Genomic DNA, 18,346 nt, shown 5'->3' on the forward strand with positions numbered 1-18,346 from the left:
TCCTGTGTCGAATCTTTAAGTCAGTTACGTGAGTCGGGCCGGAATCGGGACGATCCCTGAACCTGGGACGGGTCAGATCTCGTCGATGGACGACGACTCGAACCGGCTGGAGATGTTGATGCCGAGCTCTTCCGCGGCGCGGAAAGCCTCGTCATCCGTGTCGCGGAGGTTGACCGCCGTGCCATCCGCCGAGAGGACCTCGACGTTCAGGCAGAGCGACTGCATCTCCTTGATGAGCACCTTGAAGGACTCGGGGATGCCGGGCTCCTGGATGTTCTCGCCCTTGACGATGGCCTCGTACACCTTGACGCGGCCGAGGATGTCGTCGGACTTGATCGTGAGGAGCTCCTGCAGTGCGTAGGCGGCGCCATAGGCCTCGAGGGCCCAGACCTCCATCTCACCGAATCGCTGACCACCGAACTGCGCCTTACCACCCAGCGGCTGCTGCGTGATCATCGAGTACGGGCCCGTCGAACGTGCGTGGATCTTGTCGTCGACGAGGTGGTGCAGCTTCAGGATGTACATGTAACCGACCGAGACCGGTGCGGGGAACGGATCGCCCGAGCGGCCATCGAACAACAGCGCCTTACCGGTGCCGTCGATCAGGCGGTCGCCATCGCGCGTCGGCGTGGTGACATCGAGCAGGCCCTGGATCTCGGCCTCGCTCGCGCCGTCGAACACCGGGGTCGCGACCTTCGTGCCGGGGGCGGCCTCGAAGGCTTCCTGCGGCAGCTTGGCGGCCCACTCGGGGGTGCCCTCGACCTTCCAGCCCTGCTTCGCGATCCACCCGAGGTGGGTCTCGAGAACCTGACCGAAGTTCATGCGACCGGGGATACCGAGCGGGTTGAGCACGACATCGACGGGGGTGCCGTCGGCCATGAAGGGCATGTCCTCGACGGGCAGGATCTTCGCGATGACACCCTTGTTGCCGTGACGACCGGCGAGCTTGTCACCCTCGGTGATCTTGCGCTTCTGGGCGATGTAGACCACGACGCGGCGGTTGACGCCCGAGCCGAGCTCGTCGTCGCCGTCCTCGGCGTTGAACTCCTTGACGGCGATGATCGTGCCCTGCTCACCGTGGGGGACCTTCAGCGACGTGTCGCGAACCTCGCGGCTCTTCTCGTTGAAGATCGCGCGGAGCAGACGCTCCTCGGCCGACAGCTCGGTCTCACCCTTGGGCGTGACCTTGCCGACCAGGATGTCGCCGGGGCGAACCTCGGCGCCGATGCGCACGATGCCGCGCTCGTCGAGGTCCTTCAGCAGGTCGGGCGCGACGTTGGGGAGGTCACGGGTGATCTCCTCCTTGCCGAGCTTGGTGTCGCGCGAGTCGACCTCGTACTCCTCGATGTGGATCGACGAGAGGGTGTCGTCCTTCACCAGGTTCTGGTTCAGGATGATCGCGTCCTCGAAGTTGTGACCCTCCCAGGGCATGAACGCCACGAGCAGGTTCTTGCCGAGCGCGAGCTCGCCGTTCTCCGTCGCGGGGCCGTCGGCGATGACCGCACCGACCTCGACACGGTCGCCGGCCGAGACGATGACGCGCTGGTTGTAGCTCGTGCCCTGGTTGGAGCGGTCGAACTTGCGCAGGTAGTACTCCTGCGTTCCACCCTCGTCGAGCTGGAGCGTGACGACATCCGCCGACACCTCGATGACGACACCGGCCTTCTCGGCCGTGACGACGTCACCGGCGTCGATGGCCGCGTAGCCCTCCATACCGGTTCCGACGAGGGGCGAGTCGCTGCGCAGGAGCGGCACGGCCTGACGCTGCATGTTGGCACCCATGAGGGCGCGCTGTGCGTCGTCGTGCTCGAGGAAGGGGACGAGGGATGTTGCGACCGACACCATCTGGCGCGGCGAGACATCCATGTACCCGATCTCTTCGGGGTGGAAGAGGTCGACCTCGCCACCCTTCTTGCGGGCGAGCACGCGCTCTTCGACGAAGTGACCGTCGGCCTTCAGGGGCGCGTTGGCCTGGGCGACGATGAAGTCTTCCTCTTCGCTGGCCGTCAGGTAGTCGATCTGCTCGGTGACGAGACCGTCGACGACCTTGCGGTACGGGGTCTCGATGAAGCCGAAGGCGTTGATGCGCGCGAACGATGCGAGGGATCCGATCAGGCCGATGTTCGGGCCTTCCGGGGTCTCGATCGGGCACATGCGGCCGTAGTGCGAGGGGTGGACGTCACGAACCTCGACGCCGGCGCGCTCACGCGACAGACCACCGGGGCCGAGCGCCGAGAGGCGACGCTTGTGGGTCAGGCCCGCGAGCGGGTTGTTCTGGTCCATGAACTGCGAGAGCTGCGACGTTCCGAAGAACTCCTTGATCGCGGCGACGACGGGGCGCACGTTGATCAGGGTCTGCGGCGTGATGGCCTCGATGTCCTGCGTGGTCATGCGCTCGCGAACGACACGCTCCATGCGGGACAGACCCGTGCGGACCTGGTTCTGGATGAGCTCGCCGACGGCGCGGATGCGACGGTTACCGAAGTTGTCGATGTCGTCGATGTCCATGCGGATCTCGGCCGGCTTGCCGTTACGCAGACCCGGGAAGGTCGCGTCGCCGCGGTGCAGGCGGACGAGGTACTTGATCGTCGCGACGACGTCCTCGACGGTCAGGACCGAGGCCGAGAGCGGCTCGTCGAGACCGAGCTTCTGGTTGATCTTGTAACGACCGACCTTTGCCAGGTCGTAACGCTTCGGGTTGAAGTAGAAGTTGTCGAGCAGCGCACGCGCGGCCTCGGCGGCAACCTGCTCGCCCGGACGGAGCTTGCGGTAGATGTCGCGGAGCGCATCTTCCTTCGTGACGATCGTGTCCTTGGCGAGGGTCTCTTCGATGGAGTCGAAGCCCGCGAACTCGGTCATGATGTCTTCGCTCGTGAGGCCCAGCGCCTTGAGGAACACGGTGACCGACTGCTTGCGCTTGCGGTCGATGCGCACGCCGACCTGGTCGCGCTTGTCGATCTCGAACTCGAGCCAGGCGCCACGGCTCGGGATGACGCGCGCCGACACGATGTCCTTGTCGGACGTCTTGTCGGGGGTCTTGTCGAAGTACACACCGGGCGAGCGGACGAGCTGCGAGACGACGACGCGCTCGGTGCCGTTGATGATGAACGTGCCCTTGCCGGTCTGCAGGGGGAAGTCGCCCATGAAGACGGTCTGGGTCTTGATCTCACCGGTCTGGTGGTTCATGAACTCGGCCTCGACGTACAGCGGGGCGGCGTACGTCTTGCCGCGCTCCTTGCACTCCTCGATCGAGTACTTCTCGGGCTCGAGGTACGGGTTCGTGAACGACAGCTGCATCGTCTCGGAGAGGTCCTCGATCGGCGAGATCTCTTCGAAGATCTCCTCGAGGCCGCTGATCTCGGGAACGTCGGTACGACCGATGCTCTTCGCCTCGGCGACACGAGCCTTCCAGGCGTCGTTTCCGACGAGCCAGTCGAAGGACTCGGTCTGCAGCGCGAGAAGGTCGGGGACCGTCAGCGTGTCAGAGATCTTCGCGAACGAGAGGCGGGATGCTCCGCGACCGGTCTTGGGGGTGGTGGTGGATGCGTTGCGCGCAGCGGCCAAGGGAAAAACCTCCATGGGCCCCGAAGGGCTCGTGTTTCCTCGTCGTGGGTGGATTGCTCGCCTTCCCCGAAACCAGAGGGCCGCACGCCGCTTTCGCGGGGGGCACGCAGGCACAGCCGACCACCATATGAGGGCAGGGGGAATCTAGGAGCGCAAACAACAACTATACGTCGCGAATGGCCGACTGTCCAGTCGGATTCTTGACGAGTGTTGGTTCCTACGGTATAACCGCGCGCGCCGCTTCCTATTCCCTGCTCTCCCGCCGGTGGCTGCCTCCTTCGCCGAGTCCGCCGTTTCGCACCGAGCCCGCCGGATATCCCCTGTGAACAACAGGCGATCTCGGCGGCATCCGGCGATCTCGCGCGGCCGGTGGCACCTCAACCTTCACCGCCTCGCCGAGTGCACGACTTAGCGCCCGGTGCACGGGTTGCGCACCGTGTCCAAGCCGTGCACTCGAGCGGAGGTGATGCACTCGCGGAAATGGGGGCAGGAGCAGGAGGGGCTACGGCCGGGCGTGACGGAACCGGATGCGCGAGCCCGGGCGGGCCTGGCCCAGAGCGTCGATCGAGGCCTCCGTCACGACCGCGATCACGGGATACCCACCCGTGACCGGCCCGTCGGCGAGCAGCACCGTCGGCCGTCCTCCTGGCGGCACCTGCAGAGCGCCCGGCACCATGCCCTCGCTCGGCAGCTCCCCCGCAGTCGTTCGCACGAGCTCCGGACCGCCGAGCCGCACGCCCACCCGATCCGCATCGCCCGAGACCGTCCATACCGCCTCGAAGAGCAGACGCAGAGCGGATGCCTCGAACCAAGCCTCGCGCGGACCCCGGGCGAGTTCGAGCTCCAGCTCGTCGGGCGGCGGCCCCCACGGGGCGACATCGAGCGGGGGCACCGGGGTCTGCGGCGAGCGCCCGAGGACGAGCCGCGCCCCGGCACGGAGTGGGTCGGGCCCCAGGCGGGCGAGAGTGTCGGTCGAGAGCGAACCCAGCACGGACCCGCCGTGGCCGCCGTCGGCAGCGCGCACCGCTTCGATGCCCCCACGGACGGCGAGGTAGGCACGCGCGCCGTGCTCGAGCCATCCGATCCGCAGCTCGGATCCGCGCCGCCACTCGTGCGCTTCGTACACGTCGACGGGGCGCCCGTCGATCGCGACCGGTCCGAAGCCGCCGGTCACCGCCATCCACACATCGCGTTCGGCCACGGCGCGGAAGCCGCCCATCGCCACCTCGACCGCCGCGGCGCCCTCGGGATTGCCGACGAGACGATTGGCGATGCGCAGGGCGCCGCGGTCGAGGGCGCCCGAACGCGCGACCCCGATCGAGGCGTGGCCGACACGGCCGAGGTCCTGCACGGTCGCGAGCAACCCCGACTCGAGCACCTCGATCGCCACGGGTGCGTGCGGCGCGCTCAACGGCGGGACGGATGCCTCGGGCCTCTCGACCTCCGTGGCCACCGCCTCCGCACGCGCCGCCGCGCCCGAAGCCGCCCGCCGGAACCGCACGCGATCGCCCGGGCTCAGCAGCGCCGGCCTCGCGGCGGACGGGTCGAACAAGGATGCGGACGTCGTGCCGATCAGCCGCCAGCCGCCCGGGGTTTCGCGCGGGTAGGCGCCGGAGAATCCGCCGGCCAGGCCCACGGCACCGACCGGCACGCGAGTCCGGGGAGAGTCGAGCCGGGGCACATTGAACGTCCAGGCCGGGCTGGTCAAGTATCCGAAGCCGGGCGCGAACCCGGTGAATGCCACGGTCCACTCGGCGCGCTCGTGCCGTTCGGCGAGCTCCCCGGGGCCGAGGCCGAGGAGTTCTGCGGTCTCGGCGAGGTCAGGGCCCTCGTAGGTGATGTCGAGCACGACCGCACCAGTCGGCGACCGTGCGCCCGAGGCATTCGTCCCCTCGACCGTTGCCCGCCCGGACCACGCTCGCTCGATCCACGCGCGCACGCTCGCTGCGGCAATCTGTGCGGGATCGAAGGGGACGAGAACTGTGCACGCCGCGGGCACGAGGTCGCCGATGCCCGCGATCGGCGCAGTGGCGAGCGCCGCGCCGAGGGCCAGCACCTCGGCGACGGAGTCGACCTCGGCAAGCAGCGCGCGCTCCCCCATCGGCAGGATCTGCACCCCCGCAAGACCACCCACCCCGACCGGGCCGCTCACCATGGCGGACGCACGCCGATCCGCTCGGTGTCGAGAGCGGCGCGAACCGCACGGGCCATCGCCACGGCCTCGGGGGTGTCGCCGTGCAGGCAGAGCGAGGCCGCCGCAACCACGACGAGCGTGCCGTCGATCGCCTCGACAACGCCGTCGCGCACGAGACGCACCGCGCGCTCGGCGACGGTGGCCGGGTCGTGGAGCAGGTCCCCCGGCATCCCCCTCGGCACCAGGGTGCCGTCGGACATGTACCCGCGGTCGAGGAACGCCTCACGAACGAAGGGCAGGCCGGCGGCCGCGGATGCATCGGCCAGCGCATCGCCGAGCGCGAGCACCGGCACGGCTCGCCCAACGGAATCGGAGAGATCGAGAACCGCGCGCACGAGCGCCCGCGCCTGATCGGGATCCGCTCCCGCCGCGTGGTACAGCGCGCCGTGCGGCTTGACGTAGCGGATGTCTGCCCCGGCCCCGACCAAGGCTCCGAGCTGTGCCGACACCACCGCGGTCAGGTCAGCGGGCGCGAGGCGCATCGCGGCGCGGCCGAACCCGGCGCGATCCGGGAACGACGGGTGCGCGCCGACCGCCACGCCGTGTCGCGCGGCCCGTTCGACCGCGAGGCGCATGGACGAGGCATCCCCCGCGTGTCCACCCGTCGCGACGCTCGCGCTCGAGATGACGGCAAACATCGCCTCGTCATCCGCCGTGGCCACGCCGTCGACGCTCTCGCCGAGGTCGGCGTTGAGGTCCACGGATGCAGCGTCCGCGGTCGAGGTGTGCACGGCACCACCATAACCAGCGCGTCGCGATTCGTCGGATGCACAAACGGGCACCTTCGCGCCTGGAACGGGCACCCTCGCGTGCCCGAACGGGCACCCTCGCGCCAGAAGGGGCACCCTCGGGCTATAGCGTGGGCGAGTGAGCAGAAAGCGTGACGGCGACGACGAGGCATCCGCTCCCTCGACCCGCCTGTCGGACGGCTCGATCGCTCGCGTCGTGCCCTCGCCGTACACGACAGGGTGGGAATTGGATGTCGCGGGCACCCCGCAATCCCATGTCGATCTCGACGACCCGACACACCTGCACTTCGAATACATCGCCCGCATGGGCGCCGTCATCGACAGGCTGAAGCTCCCGGGGCAACCCCTCACGGCCGTGCACCTCGGCGCCGGGGCGCTGACCCTGCCCCGCTACATCGCGTGGACGAGGCCCGGGTCCCGCCAGCAGGTCGTCGACATCGAGCCGACCCTCGTCGACCTCGTCCGTGCCGAACTGCCGTTCCCGAGCGGGGGGCCGAGCGGCGCATCCATCCGTGTCCGAATCGGCGACGCGCGCGCGGTGCTCGGGCGCCTGCCCGCGGGACTCGTCGGCACCGTGGACCTGCTCATCTCGGACGTCTTCGCGGGGGCGCAGACCCCCGCCCACCTGACCTCGGTCGAGTTCTACCGCGCGGCCGCGGCCGTACTCGCTCCCGACGGCGTGCTGCTGGTCAACATCGCCGACGGACCCGGCCTGCGCTACGCCCGCCGCCAAGTCGCGACGGTGCGCGAGGTGCTGCCCAACGTCATCGTGCTCGCCGAGGTGCAGGTCTTGAAAGGTCGGCGCTTCGGCAACCTGGTGATCGCCGCATCCGCCGCCAAACTTCCGACGGCCTGGCTGCCGCGCCTGATGGCCGCCGGCCCGCACCCCGCCAAGGTCGCCGAGGGTGCGGAGCTGGATGCGTTCGTCGCGGGCGTCACTGTCACGACGGATGCCGACGCCACCGATTCTCCGGCCCCGTCGTCGTCGCTGTTCGACCGCTGAGAAAACAACACGAAGCGAGCAGCGGCGCGCCCGGCGCGGCTCGGCCGGTTGTGCGCCCCCGCGTTGCACACTGGAGGAGCGAAACACGCGGTGAGGAGGTCACGGTGAGCTATATCCACGGGTACGACCCCGAAACACTGCGCGAGATCGTAGACATGAACGAGTGCCGCGAGCGCTTGCTGGAACTCGGCGACCAGCGGAGCCTTCCCGCCCTGCTCGAGCGCGTCTGGCTGCTGAAGGTGCTCGACCGTCTCGAAGAGGCGAACGTCATCTCGGACGAGTCCGTGCGCGTGGCCCGCATGGCCGGAACGCGCAAGGATCTGCTGCGCGCCCGCATCCTGCACGCCACCGTCCAGCAGTGGCGCGGAGCGTACGCCGCTGCCGAGCACGAACTGTCGACGTGCGCGGGCGAGGCAGAAGGCCAGGGTTGGTCTGCCATCGCGGCGTTCTCGTACCAGCACCGCGGCAAGGTCCACTACGACGCGGGCGACTACGAGTCCGCGCGTCGCGACTTCAAGCGTGCCCTCTTCCTCCGTCAGGAGTCCGGCGCCCCGGATGAGCAGCTCGAGGCGACGCTGCTCGCCGTCGACGCCGCGGACCGCCGTCGCGCACGCTCGTCCGTCGCGAGCTGACGACACCTCTCACGAGCGCCCCGCAAACCTCCGCGGCCGATGTCGTAGGGACGGTTTAGGTTTTTCGACATGTCCGATCTGCAACGCGTGCGCACCTGGGCCGACGCCCTCATCTCGCTCCACCTGGATGCTTCGTGGTCGTTCGGATTCGACAACGCCAAGCGCCGCGCAGGGCTCTGCGACTACACGCGCAAGCGGATCAGCGTTTCGCGCTACCTGTCCGCACGCTATGACGACGACACGAACCACCAGACCCTGCTGCACGAGGTCGCACACGCGATCGCGGGTCCGGCCGCCGGCCACGGGCCACGGTGGAAGCAGGTCGCCCGGAACCTCGGCTACGTGGGCGGCACAACGCACGCCGGCGAGACCGCGATCGAACTCGCCCCGTGGGTCGGCGTGTGTCCCGCGGGGCACCTCGCGCACCGGCACCGACGCCCGACCCGACCCGCCTCGTGTGTGAAGTGCGCGCCGCGATTCGATGAACGCTTCCTGTTCCGGTGGGAGAAGCGCGAGATCTCACGCGCCGAGCGCCTCGCGGCGATGCAGGAACGCTGAGGCTGGACCTCAGCCGCTCAGGCGTACACGCGCAGGTCGCTCGGGATCATCCGGAAGCTGATCTCGTACCGGCCGTCGGCGTCCTCGTCGAGGCGTGTCTCGAGCTCGCCGTCGTGCACGAAAACCGGGATCGAACCATCCACGGGCAAGACCGCCAGCGTGAGCTCGCGCACGAGGCGACGCTCGATGTCGGACGAGCGCGGCATCAGGTGCAGCGCTCGCGCGACAGCAGCGGTCCGTCGGCCGAAGGCGAGGGAGGCGACCGCGCGATACCGCGGTCCACGCGCGTGCAGCACCCGGACGTCGAGCACATCGTCATCGACACTCCAGCGCCGCATCGTCGCAATCCGCTGCGGGTCGTTGCGACCGACGCTGGCGAACACCGACCAGACGCGCATCCTCTCGCCATCCAGCTCGATCTCGATGGGCTCGGCTTCGCGCAGCACACCCCAGGCCGCGACGACGCCCCCGAGCCACTTACCCAGACGGTCCCGATAGCCCTCGCGCCGCGCGACGAAGTCCGGATAGATGCCCACGGATCCGGCGTTGAGAACAGTCACGGGTTGTCCGCCGGTCGACAGTTCGGCGGCGGCGACGCGCATCCCCCGCCCGTCGCGGAGAGACTGAATGCCCTGTTCCACCGTCTCGGCACCGACGGCGCGGGCGAAATGATTGAAGGTCCCGCCCGGCAGCACCAGCAGGGGAAGGTCCGTCTCGCGCGCGACCGCGGCCAGTGTCGAGACCGTCCCGTCCCCGCCACAGACTCCGAGAACCCGCGGAGGGGATGCGCTCGCCAGGGCGCGAGCGACGACGGCGGACGGCGGATCGTCGGGGTCGAGCTCGCTCAGCCGTGCGCTCGGTAGCTCTTTTTCGATCTCGCTGCGGGGGTCGGTGCGGATGACCTCCACACCCGACGAAGGGTTCACGAAGATGAGCACTCCCTCACCGTCTGGCGACGACGGGAGGTCGATGCGCTCGCCCCGCTCCGGCGCCGGACCCTCGGGCGAGGGGCGCGCGGGCACGAGGGCGCGACCGACGAGCGCCACTCCCGCACCGATCGCGAAGCCCCCGACGACATCCGAGAGCCAATGGGCACCCACGTGCATGCGCGAGTATCCGACCGCGGCAGCGAGGGGCGCCACCACGGCCCCGGCGAGCGGTGCCTCGACCGCGACTCCGGTGGCGAATGCCGCGGCGCTCGCGGAATGACCCGAGGGGAACGACGCCGACGTCGGGTAGGCGGCGAGACGTCGGCCGACCGGTATGTCCTTCAAGACCGGGCGCGAGCCGCCGAACAGCTTCTTGCCGATGAGGTTGGCGATGATGCTCGCCACCGTCAGTGAGGCGACACCGCGGAGCGCGGCCCGCGAGCGTCCGGAGACGACGAGCACGCCTGCGAGGACGAACCAGAGCCGTCCGCGGTCTGCTGCGCGCGAGAGGCGGCGGTACCCGCTGTCGAGTGCGCGCCGATCGTGCCGGGCATTCACACGACGGTTGGCGGACCGATCCGCCCGGCGCACCCACCGCGGCATCACGGTCGTCCGGCGGTGGGCGATGAACGGATGCCGCAGGGTGCCGAAACGCATCCCCCGAGGCTACGCTCCGGGCCCGCAGGGCGGGAGTCCTCGGGGCGGCAGTCCCCGGTCCGAGGGTGCGTCTCGTAGCTTGGTGTCAATTCCTGCGGGGTTCTCGTCGTCGTTGACGTAGGAGGGCCATCGTGGGATGACCAGTTGTTTCCGCCAAGAAGCAAAGAAGAGATCCCACGATGACCCAGAATCAGTCTGCCTTGACGACCCTGATCGCAGAAGTCCTCGCCGATCCTGACCTCGCCCATTCCGACGTGTTCCGTCGGATGCTGCAGGCGGGGCTGCAGGACCTTGTTGACGCGGAAGCGACCGCGAAGATCGGCGCGGCCCGTTACGAACGCACGGCGGAGCGCACCACGCGTCGCAACGGTGCTCGCGCGAAGACGCTCGCCACGCCCGCGGGGGAGGTCGACATTCAGATTCCGAAGCTGCGGGAGGGGTCGTTCTTCCCGAGCCTGCTCAGCCCACGCCGCCGTGTCGACAAGGCGCTCTACGCGGTGATCTGCCAGGCCTGGATCGACGGAGTCTCCACCCGCAAGGTCGACCAGCTCGTCCGCGCGCTGGGCAACGACACCGGCATCAGCCGGTCCACCGTCTCCCGCATCTGCTCCGAGATCGATGAGGTGGTGCACGAGTTTCTGCACCGCCGGCTCGATCACACCTGGTTCCCGTACCTGTTCCTGGACGCCACCTACCTCGACGTGCGCCACCGTGGCCGGGTTCTCTCCCAAGCCCTCATCGTCGCGACCGGGGTCAGCGGCGACGGCCGTCGGGAGATCCTCGGGATGGCTCTCGGCGACGCGGAGACGACGGACTTCTGGACCGAGTTCCTCCGCTCCCTCCGCGACCGCGGTCTGAAAGTCTCCACCGACACAGACCCGCTCGGCGTGACCCTCGTCACGTCCGACGCTCACGCCGGCATCAAAGCCGCCGTCAAAGCGATCCTCCCCGGATCGGGCTGGCAGAGATGCCGCGTCCACTTCGCTCGTAACGTCACCCAGAAGCTCGGATCGGCACGCTCCAAGCCCGTCAACGCGCTGATCTCGACGATCTTCGCGCAGACCACCCCCGAGGCCGTGATCGCCCAGTATCACCAGGTCTCCACGTCCCTCCGCGGGTCGTTCCCGGAGATCGCAGACATGCTCAATGCTGCCGAAGCAGACCTCACCGGATTCGCGCCGCTCCCGCGTGAGCATTGGCAGAAGGTCTGGTCCAACAACCCGATCGAGCGCCTCAACCGTGAGATCAAACGCCGCGCCGACGTCGTGCAGATCTTCCCCGACCGCGACTCCGTCACCCGCCTCATCGGCGCCGTCCTGCAGGAGCAGCACGAGGAATGGCAATACGGTGAACGCCGCTACCTCTCCGACATCTCCATGCGCAAACTCGTCCACACACTCCAAGACCACGCCGAGCCTGAGCGCCCCGACCTGTTCCTCACCGCCTGACCCTCACCCATCAAGGAAGCAGCCGGATTGACACCACAACACGGGACTTGACCCGGTCCGACGTAAATCTGACAGGAATATCGGACCGCGAGGGGCCTGGAATCGCCTCACCAGTCACATCAGACCGCACCGTTCCTTTCAGATTCACGCAAATACGGCCGAGGCCGCCCCGACAGCACCGCCTAGCCACCAGCCCCGGTGCGACACTGGGGAGATGCGCATCCTGCTCAAGCTCGTGATCGACTGCGACGCGGATGCCGCGTGGCGGGCCCTGCACTCCCCCCGAGCCGTGGCCGAGCTATACGGATCGCTCGTCCGCCTCGAATCCGCCGAGCCGGGCGGCCTGCCGACGCGGTGGGAGCCGGGAACGGATGCCGTCGTCGACATGTCGATCGGCGGCATCGTGCCGATGGGCCGGCAGCTCATCCACGCGAGTGACAGGATCGCGGAGGACTCGCGGGGGCCGGTGCGCATCTTCCGGGACAGCGGCATCCCCCTCACCGGACCGCTCGCCTCGCTGGATGTCTGGGACCACCAGCTCGCCGTCTCACCCGCACCCGGCGACCCCGCGCGAACTCTGTGGCGCGAGCGCCTCACCATCGGCGGCCGCACCGCTCCCCTGCTCTGGCCCGGACTCTGGGCGGCGTGGCAATGGCGGGCCCTGCGCATCCGGGCCCTCGCCCCGACGTGGGTGCATGATCTCGACACGACGGACGCGGCTGGGGTCGCACCCGCCGGCTGAGACCCGCCAGACCTACCCGGGCAGGATCGGCCGGTTCTCGTAGAACGTCTGCAGAACGACCGTCGTGCGCGTACTCACGGACGCGACGCCCCGGATGCGCCGGATCAGCGTCTCGAGTGCGCGCGGTGACGCGACCCGAACGAAGAGCATGTACGCCGCGTTGCCCGCTATGGAGTGACACGACTCGATCTCGGTGATGTGTTCGAGCAGCTCGGGGGCATCGTCGGGCTGCGCGGGATCGAGCGGGGTGATCTCGATGAACGCGGCCAGGGGCTTGCCGACGGCCTCGACGTCCACGATGGCGCGATACCCGGCGATGACACCCCGGGTCTCGAGTCGCCGCATCCGCGCCTGCACGGCCGAAACCGACAGTCCGACGGCAACCGAGAGCTGCGCGAGGGTGGCGCGGGCGTCTCGCGAGATCTCGCGCACGATCGACAGATCGACCGGGTCGTCCAGCGCCGTTGGGTGACGCGGCGCATCCTGATCTTCCATGCGGCGAGCATATCAACCGGACATTTTCCTGTCGGCAAGCAGTGTGGCCACACGAGTTCCTACAATTCTCGAGATGATGCCCGCGCGGGGCGCAGCACGGAACGGAGACGGACATGACGATCGACACAACCCTGGACAGCGACACCGCTGCGGGCCCTGTGGGCGACGTCGAGACGAGCCTCGCCTGGATCTCGCTGCGCCACGCCGCGGTCGACCTGCAGACGCTGCAGGCGCACGATGGCTCGATCCCCGATCACACGCAGCACGCCGGGGCTGCCGGGCTTGTCGACGCGATCGTGCACGGCATCCGTGAGCTCGCCCCGCTCTTCCCCCACGATGCGGAGTACCTCGAGGCGTCCGTCGGCGACTTCGAGCGCTGGGTGCGCGGCGACTTCGGAGTGCCGGACTTCCTCGACTCGCTTTTTGCCTTCCAGCCCCAACAGCACCGCGTCAACGGGTTGCGACACCTCGTCATCTTTCCGATGTACACGCAGAACGGATCGAGCAACCGGTACGTCGAGGCGCTGATCGTCGAGACCATCTGGCCCGAGTTCATCGCCCTCCTCGAGGCCGGCGACTACACGAACCGGCTGTTCGTCTCGCTGCGCCTGATCGATTTCACACCCGGATATCACACGAACTCGGCGGTGCTTTTTCCCGAGACGGTCGCGGTGCGCGAGATCCCGACCTTTACGTGGGGTGCGATCTTCCAGGACCGCGAGGCAGCCCGCTATCGCCGCGTCGTCCGCGCCGCGGCGGAGATCACGCGCCTCGAACTGCCCGCCGAAGCGGCCCGCCTGCTCGACGACCAGGCCCTCGCCGAGCGGACCTTTGTGATGTGGGACCTGATCCACGACCGCACCCACATGCGCGGCGACCTGCCGTTCGACCCGTTCATGATCAAGCAACGGATGCCGTATTTCCTCTACTCGCTCGAAGAGTTGCGGTGCGACCTGACCGCGTTCCGGGAATGCGTCGCGATCGAGAAGCGCCTGACCGAGGCGGGCTCGAACGACGCCGAGACGCTCGATCACGCGCGTCTCGTGCAGTACGCGGTGATCTTCGACCGCATCTTCCGCTTCGCGATCACGGGGTCGCGGGTGCGCAACTACGACGGGCTCGGCGGCCAGCTGCTGTTCGCCTGGCTGCACCAGCGCGGGGTGCTGCACTGGACCGACACCTCGCTGAGCTTCGATTGGGACGGCGTTCCCGCGGCCGTTGTTGCCCTCGGAGACGCGATCGACGAGCTCTACTGGCGCTCGATCGATCGCCCGAAGACCGCCCACTGGCTGGCGGCATACGAGCTGATCCGCGGCGTGCTGGAACCCCACCCGGGCTCGACCTGGGCCGCGGGGCTGCCGCGCGACATCCTGATCGGTCCGCCGAAGGGCTTCACGGATGCGGTCATGGACGACGAGTTCCCCCTGTCGATGTTCTACGAAGCCCTCGACCGCAAGATGGCACCGGTCATCGCGTCCACGACCGGCATCCGCGGCGATGCCTGAGCGCGGCCTGGCGCCAGCATCCCCCGATCTAGGCTGAGAGCGTGACCCGACTCCACGACGCCGCCGTGCGCGGCTTCGCCTCTGACAACTACTCCGGCATCCACCCCGAAGTGCTCGCGGCGATCGCGACCGCGAACGAGGGCCACGAGGTCGCGTACGGCGAGGATGCGTACACCGCACGCCTGAACGAGGTCATGGTCGACCAGTTCGGCGCGGGCGCCGAGGCGTTCCCCGTCTTCAACGGCACGGGAGCGAACGTCGTCGGGCTGCAGTCGATGCTGCCGCGGTGGGGCGCGGTTGTTGCAGCCGCGAGCGCACACATCAACGTCGACGAGGGTGGGGCGCCCGAGCGGGTCGCCGGAATCAAGCTGCTGACCGTGCCGACCGAGGACGGAAAGCTCACGCCCGAACTCGTGGATCGCGAGGCGTGGGGCTGGGGCGACGAGCACCGCGCCCAGCCGCTCGTCGTCTCGATCACGCAGTCGACCGAGCTCGGCACCGTGTACACACCGGATGAGGTCCGCGCGCTCGCCGACCACGCGCATTCGCTCGGCATGCGTCTGCACATGGACGGCGCCCGCCTGTCGAATGCCGCCGCGTCACTCGATCTGCCGCTTCGCGCTTTCACGCGCGACGCGGGCGTCGACGTGCTGAGCCTCGGCGGCACGAAGAACGGGGCGATGCTCGCGGAGGCGATCGTCGTGCTCGATCCCGAGGCATCCGAGGGTCTGAAATTCTTGCGCAAGCTCAACATGCAGCTCGCGTCGAAGATGCGGTTCGTGTCGGCGCAGCTGATCGCCCTGTACGAGGGCGATCTGTGGCTGCGGAACGCCGCGCACGCGAACGCGATGGCAACGCGACTGCGCGCGGGCATCGAGGCGGGGATCGCGGATGGCTCGATCCGGGGTGTCGCGTTCAGCCAACCGACGCAGGCGAACGGCATCTTCGCGACGCTGCCCGCCGGGGTCGCCGACCAGCTACGTGAGCGGGTGCGCTTCTACGATTGGGACGCTTCGCTCAGCGAGGTGCGCTGGGTGTGCTCTTTCGACACGCACGAGGACGACATCGACGCGTTCGTTGCCGACATCGCGCGGGTCACGAGCGCGGTCAACTAGCCGAACCACTGTGTACACAAGTGCTATAGTTACCACTATGGACACACTTTCGGACGAAATGTCGACGCGCGACCTGCGCGCGCAACTTTCCGACGTGCTGGGGCGCGCCATGTACGCAGGCGAACGAATCGGCATCACACGCAACGGCAAGCTCGCCGCGGTCGTTGTTAGCGCCGCCGATCTGGAGGCGCTCGAGGAGTTCGAGATGGCTCAAGACGTCGCCGCCTACCAGGCTGCGAAGTCCGCCGACGACGGCGAACGCGTCACGCTGAGTGAATTGCGGAACGAACTGTCGTCGTGAGATATGCGGTCGACCTCAGTTCTGCGGCCGCCCGCGAGATCAGAAAACTCCCGAAACCGGCGCGCGATCGTGTTCTTGACGCGATAGAAGACTTGGCGGACGACCCGCGACCGCGCGGAAGCAAGAAGCTCGTCGGAGAGCAAACGGCCTGGCGCATCAGGGTCGGCGACTATCGCGTGATTTACGACGTCATCGACGAACAACTCACAGTCACCGTCGTTCGAGCCGCTCACCGACGCGAGGTCTACAAGGGCTGACCCAGGGTCGCTTCGAGGCGGGGATCGCGGATGGCTCGATTCGGGGCGTCGCGTCCAGACGGCCGACGCAGGCGTACGCCATCTTCGCGACACTGCCCGCGGGGGTCGCGCGGGTCACGAGCGCGGTCTAGCCCGCCGCTCGCGAGGCTCGAGCATCGCGCACGGCGACGGCGACGCCGACCAGCGCTGCCGCACCGACCGTCGACGCGAATCCGAGCGGGATCAACCCCGTCAACCCGTCGGTATACCCGGACGAGATGTTCCCCCAGACGATGACGACCCACGGGACCACAGCGCCCGCCGCGCCGCCGACGACCGCTCCGGAAACAGTGATGGCAGCTGACACAACCCGTCCGCCCCGGACCCTGTCGATGATCACGAGCGCGACGAGCGCTCTTATCGATGCCCCAAGACCGCTGATTCCACCCAAGTACCCGCCTCCCATCGTGAGGCCCAGCAAACCTCGAGCCCCGGGAGACGACCATTCATTCGCGGCGAGATACGAAACAATCGCCAATAACGTGCCCAGGATCAGGCACGACACGACACGACGACGAGGAAAAACGTCAAACCGTAGCGCCGCCATGCCAGTCGCTCGGAGCCCATGCTTGAAGCTACGGCGCGCGGCTCGGTTGGCGGCGTGGGTGCTTCGGCGAGTCCGCTACGCCCGCGCCACGGATGCGTGCTCGTCGTCCCCCTCGACTTCGAGATCGCGCTCTGCCGCGTCGTTCTCGTCAGCATCTGTGTCGTTCTCGTCAGTACCCGCTTCGCCGGCCGAGGCATCCTTGTCCTCATCCTCGTCGTCCAGCGGCACCTCGCCGCGGATGAGCTCCTTGACGCCAGCCATGAAGCTCGACATCTCGTGCTGCTGCCAGCGGAGCTGGCGCGTACGGTCCTCGGCGTCGCGCATGACCCCGGTCGAGTGGGTCGTGACCAGATCGATGATGCGCTGCGCCTTGTCGCGCGCCCGATCGAGCTGTTCGTTCGCGCGCACATTGGCGTCGGCCTCGATCTGCGCGGCCTGGGCGCGCGCGAGGCGCTCGTAGTCCTCCGCCTTGGCCGAGATGCGCTTCGCGTGCTCCAGCGATGCGGCGACCTGCTCGTTCGCGTCCTGCGTGATGCGCTCGGCATGGGCGACAGCCTGGTTGTGCAGTACGAGGAACTCCTGCTGCGCGTCATCCTGGCGCCGCGTCAGCGATTCCTCGAACTCGAGCACGCGTGCCCGCATCTCGCGGACGGCGGCCTCGGCATCCGCGCGGTCCTGAGCCGTCTCGCGCGAGACGAGCGCCCGCAACGCGGCGGCACCCTTCTCCGCCTCGGTGCGGATCGCGGCGGCCTCCTGCTCGGCCTGCGAAACCTTCTCGGCGGCGTGTGCACGCTCGCGCTCGAGCATCGCCTCGTGCGCGGTCAGCTCGGTCTCGATGCGCAGGCGCGCCTGCTGGGCGTCGCTCTCCGCCTGCGAACGGATCGCCTCGGCATCCGCCTCCGCTTCACGCCTGCGCGTCCGAATCTCTTCGCGCGCCGACTCGAGCAGGCGCTCGGTCTGCACGGTCGCGTTCTTGATGAGCACGCTCGCCTGCCCCTCGGCGACGCGCAGGATCTCTTCGAACTGCTGACGACCCTCGGATGCTTCGGATGTCGCACCGACGAGCTCTTCGGTCAGCGCCTGCACCTGCTGCTCGACATCCGCGGCCCTCGTCTGTGCCTCGCGCAGGTCGGCCTCAAGCTTCTCGATCGACTGCCGGGCCTGCGTCAGCTCACGGCTGCGGGTCGTCGCGGCCTTCTCTCCGCGCCGGATGCGCGCCTCGAGCGCCGAGACGCGATCACCGCGTTCCTGCAGACGGGACGACAGGGTCGCCACCGCCGCATCGACCTCGTGCTTCTCGTAACCCCGGAAAGCCGTCGTGAACGAGAGGGAATCGCCCGCGTCGCCCGCTCCGCCGATCAGCTCGTCAAAGGCCGACGCCGCCGCATCCGGCTGCTCGTTGCCCGTGTTCTGCGTGGTCATGTCGCGTCCCCGTCTCTCTGCTCCGCGACGGTCTGTTCTCCAGACAATCCGGAGGCACCGTCGCCGATCTTCCCGCCACGCACGCGCGTTCCCGTCCGCGCGAGGACGCGGCCCACGCCGCGCCGCGCCGGGTTGTGCGGGAGAGGTGCGGGGTACGTCGTCGCCCGCGGACGGATGACGACGATCGGG

General features: G+C 68.5%; 16 protein-coding genes. 9 read left to right on the plus strand and 7 right to left on the minus strand.

The window, feature by feature from the left end:
- Positions 1-72: 72 nt before the first annotated feature.
- The 3 genes from rpoB to CGU34_RS14025 all read right to left on the minus strand — a co-directional run bounded on the left by rpoB (position 73) and on the right by CGU34_RS14025 (position 6,489).
- Positions 73-3,564, minus strand: a complete 3,492-nt coding sequence (gene rpoB / locus CGU34_RS14015; protein WP_036299506.1) for a DNA-directed RNA polymerase subunit beta — start codon at positions 3,562-3,564, stop codon at positions 73-75.
- A 502-nt stretch (positions 3,565-4,066) separates the two neighbouring features.
- Positions 4,067-5,719 carry a 5-oxoprolinase/urea amidolyase family protein gene (locus CGU34_RS14020; protein ID WP_198517816.1) on the minus strand — a complete coding sequence of 551 codons (1,653 nt, stop codon included), beginning with the start codon at positions 5,717-5,719 and terminating at the stop codon, positions 4,067-4,069.
- Complete coding sequence (locus tag CGU34_RS14025; protein ID WP_036300762.1) at positions 5,713-6,489, minus strand: 5-oxoprolinase subunit PxpA; 777 nt, start codon at positions 6,487-6,489, stop codon at positions 5,713-5,715. The genes CGU34_RS14020 and CGU34_RS14025 overlap by 7 nt, the downstream gene beginning before the upstream one ends.
- 136 nt (positions 6,490-6,625) lie before the next feature.
- Between CGU34_RS14025 and CGU34_RS14030 the strand changes: the two genes are divergently transcribed.
- From CGU34_RS14030 to CGU34_RS14040, 3 genes are all read left to right on the plus strand, one after another.
- A complete protein-coding gene (locus tag CGU34_RS14030; protein WP_036300764.1) occupies positions 6,626-7,510 on the plus strand; it encodes a spermidine synthase in 885 nt (294 codons plus the stop codon).
- A 104-nt stretch (positions 7,511-7,614) separates the two neighbouring features.
- Positions 7,615-8,142, plus strand: a complete 528-nt coding sequence (locus tag CGU34_RS14035) for a hypothetical protein (RefSeq protein ID WP_036300767.1) — start codon at positions 7,615-7,617, stop codon at positions 8,140-8,142.
- Between the two features lie 69 nt (positions 8,143-8,211).
- A complete protein-coding gene (locus CGU34_RS14040; RefSeq protein WP_036300770.1) occupies positions 8,212-8,700 on the plus strand; it encodes a SprT-like domain-containing protein in 489 nt (162 codons plus the stop codon).
- 17 nt (positions 8,701-8,717) lie between these two features.
- Here the strand turns inward: CGU34_RS14040 and CGU34_RS14045 are convergent, their stop codons facing one another.
- The gene (locus CGU34_RS14045; RefSeq protein WP_232711684.1) at positions 8,718-10,286 is read right to left on the minus strand and encodes a bifunctional phosphatase PAP2/diacylglycerol kinase family protein; all 1,569 of its coding nucleotides are present in this window, start codon (positions 10,284-10,286) and stop codon (positions 8,718-8,720) included.
- A gap of 179 nt (positions 10,287-10,465) precedes the next feature.
- Between CGU34_RS14045 and CGU34_RS14050 the strand changes: the two genes are divergently transcribed.
- Both CGU34_RS14050 and CGU34_RS14055 read left to right on the plus strand, forming a co-directional pair.
- A complete protein-coding gene (locus CGU34_RS14050) occupies positions 10,466-11,734 on the plus strand; it encodes an IS256 family transposase (protein WP_100809674.1) in 1,269 nt (422 codons plus the stop codon).
- Between the two features lie 214 nt (positions 11,735-11,948).
- Positions 11,949-12,476 (plus strand): hypothetical protein, encoded by a 528-nt coding sequence (locus tag CGU34_RS14055; protein WP_100814430.1) that lies wholly within the window; start codon positions 11,949-11,951, stop codon positions 12,474-12,476.
- Positions 12,477-12,488: 12 nt separating this feature from the next.
- Here CGU34_RS14055 and CGU34_RS14060 read toward each other — a convergent pair whose 3' ends face one another.
- Entirely contained in the window at positions 12,489-12,935 is a 447-nt protein-coding gene (locus CGU34_RS14060; protein WP_100814525.1) for an Lrp/AsnC family transcriptional regulator, read from the minus strand.
- 149 nt (positions 12,936-13,084) lie between these two features.
- Here CGU34_RS14060 and CGU34_RS14065 point away from each other — a divergent pair, with 149 nt between their 5' ends.
- Genes CGU34_RS14065 through CGU34_RS14080 form a run of 4 tightly spaced genes read left to right on the plus strand, consistent with a single transcriptional unit; the run spans position 13,085 to position 16,149 of the window.
- On the plus strand, positions 13,085-14,476 hold the full coding sequence (locus CGU34_RS14065; protein ID WP_100814431.1) for a DUF6421 family protein: 1,392 nt from the start codon (positions 13,085-13,087) through the stop codon (positions 14,474-14,476).
- 41 nt (positions 14,477-14,517) lie between these two features.
- Positions 14,518-15,591, plus strand: a complete 1,074-nt coding sequence (locus tag CGU34_RS14070) for a threonine aldolase family protein (protein ID WP_100814432.1) — start codon at positions 14,518-14,520, stop codon at positions 15,589-15,591.
- A gap of 58 nt (positions 15,592-15,649) precedes the next feature.
- Positions 15,650-15,892, plus strand: a complete 243-nt coding sequence (locus tag CGU34_RS14075) for a type II toxin-antitoxin system prevent-host-death family antitoxin (protein ID WP_232711685.1) — start codon at positions 15,650-15,652, stop codon at positions 15,890-15,892.
- Positions 15,889-16,149 (plus strand): type II toxin-antitoxin system RelE family toxin, encoded by a 261-nt coding sequence (locus CGU34_RS14080; protein ID WP_100814434.1) that lies wholly within the window; start codon positions 15,889-15,891, stop codon positions 16,147-16,149. The genes CGU34_RS14075 and CGU34_RS14080 overlap by 4 nt, the downstream gene beginning before the upstream one ends.
- A 127-nt stretch (positions 16,150-16,276) precedes the next feature.
- Here CGU34_RS14080 and CGU34_RS14085 read toward each other — a convergent pair whose 3' ends face one another.
- Entirely contained in the window at positions 16,277-16,495 is a 219-nt protein-coding gene (locus CGU34_RS14085) for a hypothetical protein (protein ID WP_157811330.1), read from the minus strand.
- Between the two features lie 315 nt (positions 16,496-16,810).
- A complete protein-coding gene (locus CGU34_RS14090) occupies positions 16,811-18,157 on the minus strand; it encodes a cell division initiation protein (protein WP_100814436.1) in 1,347 nt (448 codons plus the stop codon).
- Positions 18,158-18,346: the final 189 nt, after the last annotated feature.

It is taken from the genome of Microbacterium lacus (assembly GCF_002812805.1).
GTDB lineage: Bacteria > Actinomycetota > Actinomycetes > Actinomycetales > Microbacteriaceae > Microbacterium > Microbacterium lacus_A.

Coding starts and splice junctions, on each gene's coding strand:
- CGU34_RS14020 (WP_198517816.1), bottom strand. CDS start 5,719: ATGGTGAGCGGCCCGGTCGGGGTGGGTGGTCTTGCGGGGGTGCAGATC.
- CGU34_RS14040 (WP_036300770.1), top strand. CDS start 8,212: ATGTCCGATCTGCAACGCGTGCGCACCTGGGCCGACGCCCTCATCTCG.
- CGU34_RS14045 (WP_232711684.1), bottom strand. CDS start 10,286: ATGCGTTTCGGCACCCTGCGGCATCCGTTCATCGCCCACCGCCGGACG.
- CGU34_RS14050 (WP_100809674.1), top strand. CDS start 10,466: ATGACCCAGAATCAGTCTGCCTTGACGACCCTGATCGCAGAAGTCCTC.
- CGU34_RS14055 (WP_100814430.1), top strand. CDS start 11,949: ATGCGCATCCTGCTCAAGCTCGTGATCGACTGCGACGCGGATGCCGCG.
- CGU34_RS14065 (WP_100814431.1), top strand. CDS start 13,085: ATGACGATCGACACAACCCTGGACAGCGACACCGCTGCGGGCCCTGTG.
- CGU34_RS14075 (WP_232711685.1), top strand. CDS start 15,650: ATGTCGACGCGCGACCTGCGCGCGCAACTTTCCGACGTGCTGGGGCGC.
- CGU34_RS14090 (WP_100814436.1), bottom strand. CDS start 18,157: ATGACCACGCAGAACACGGGCAACGAGCAGCCGGATGCGGCGGCGTCG.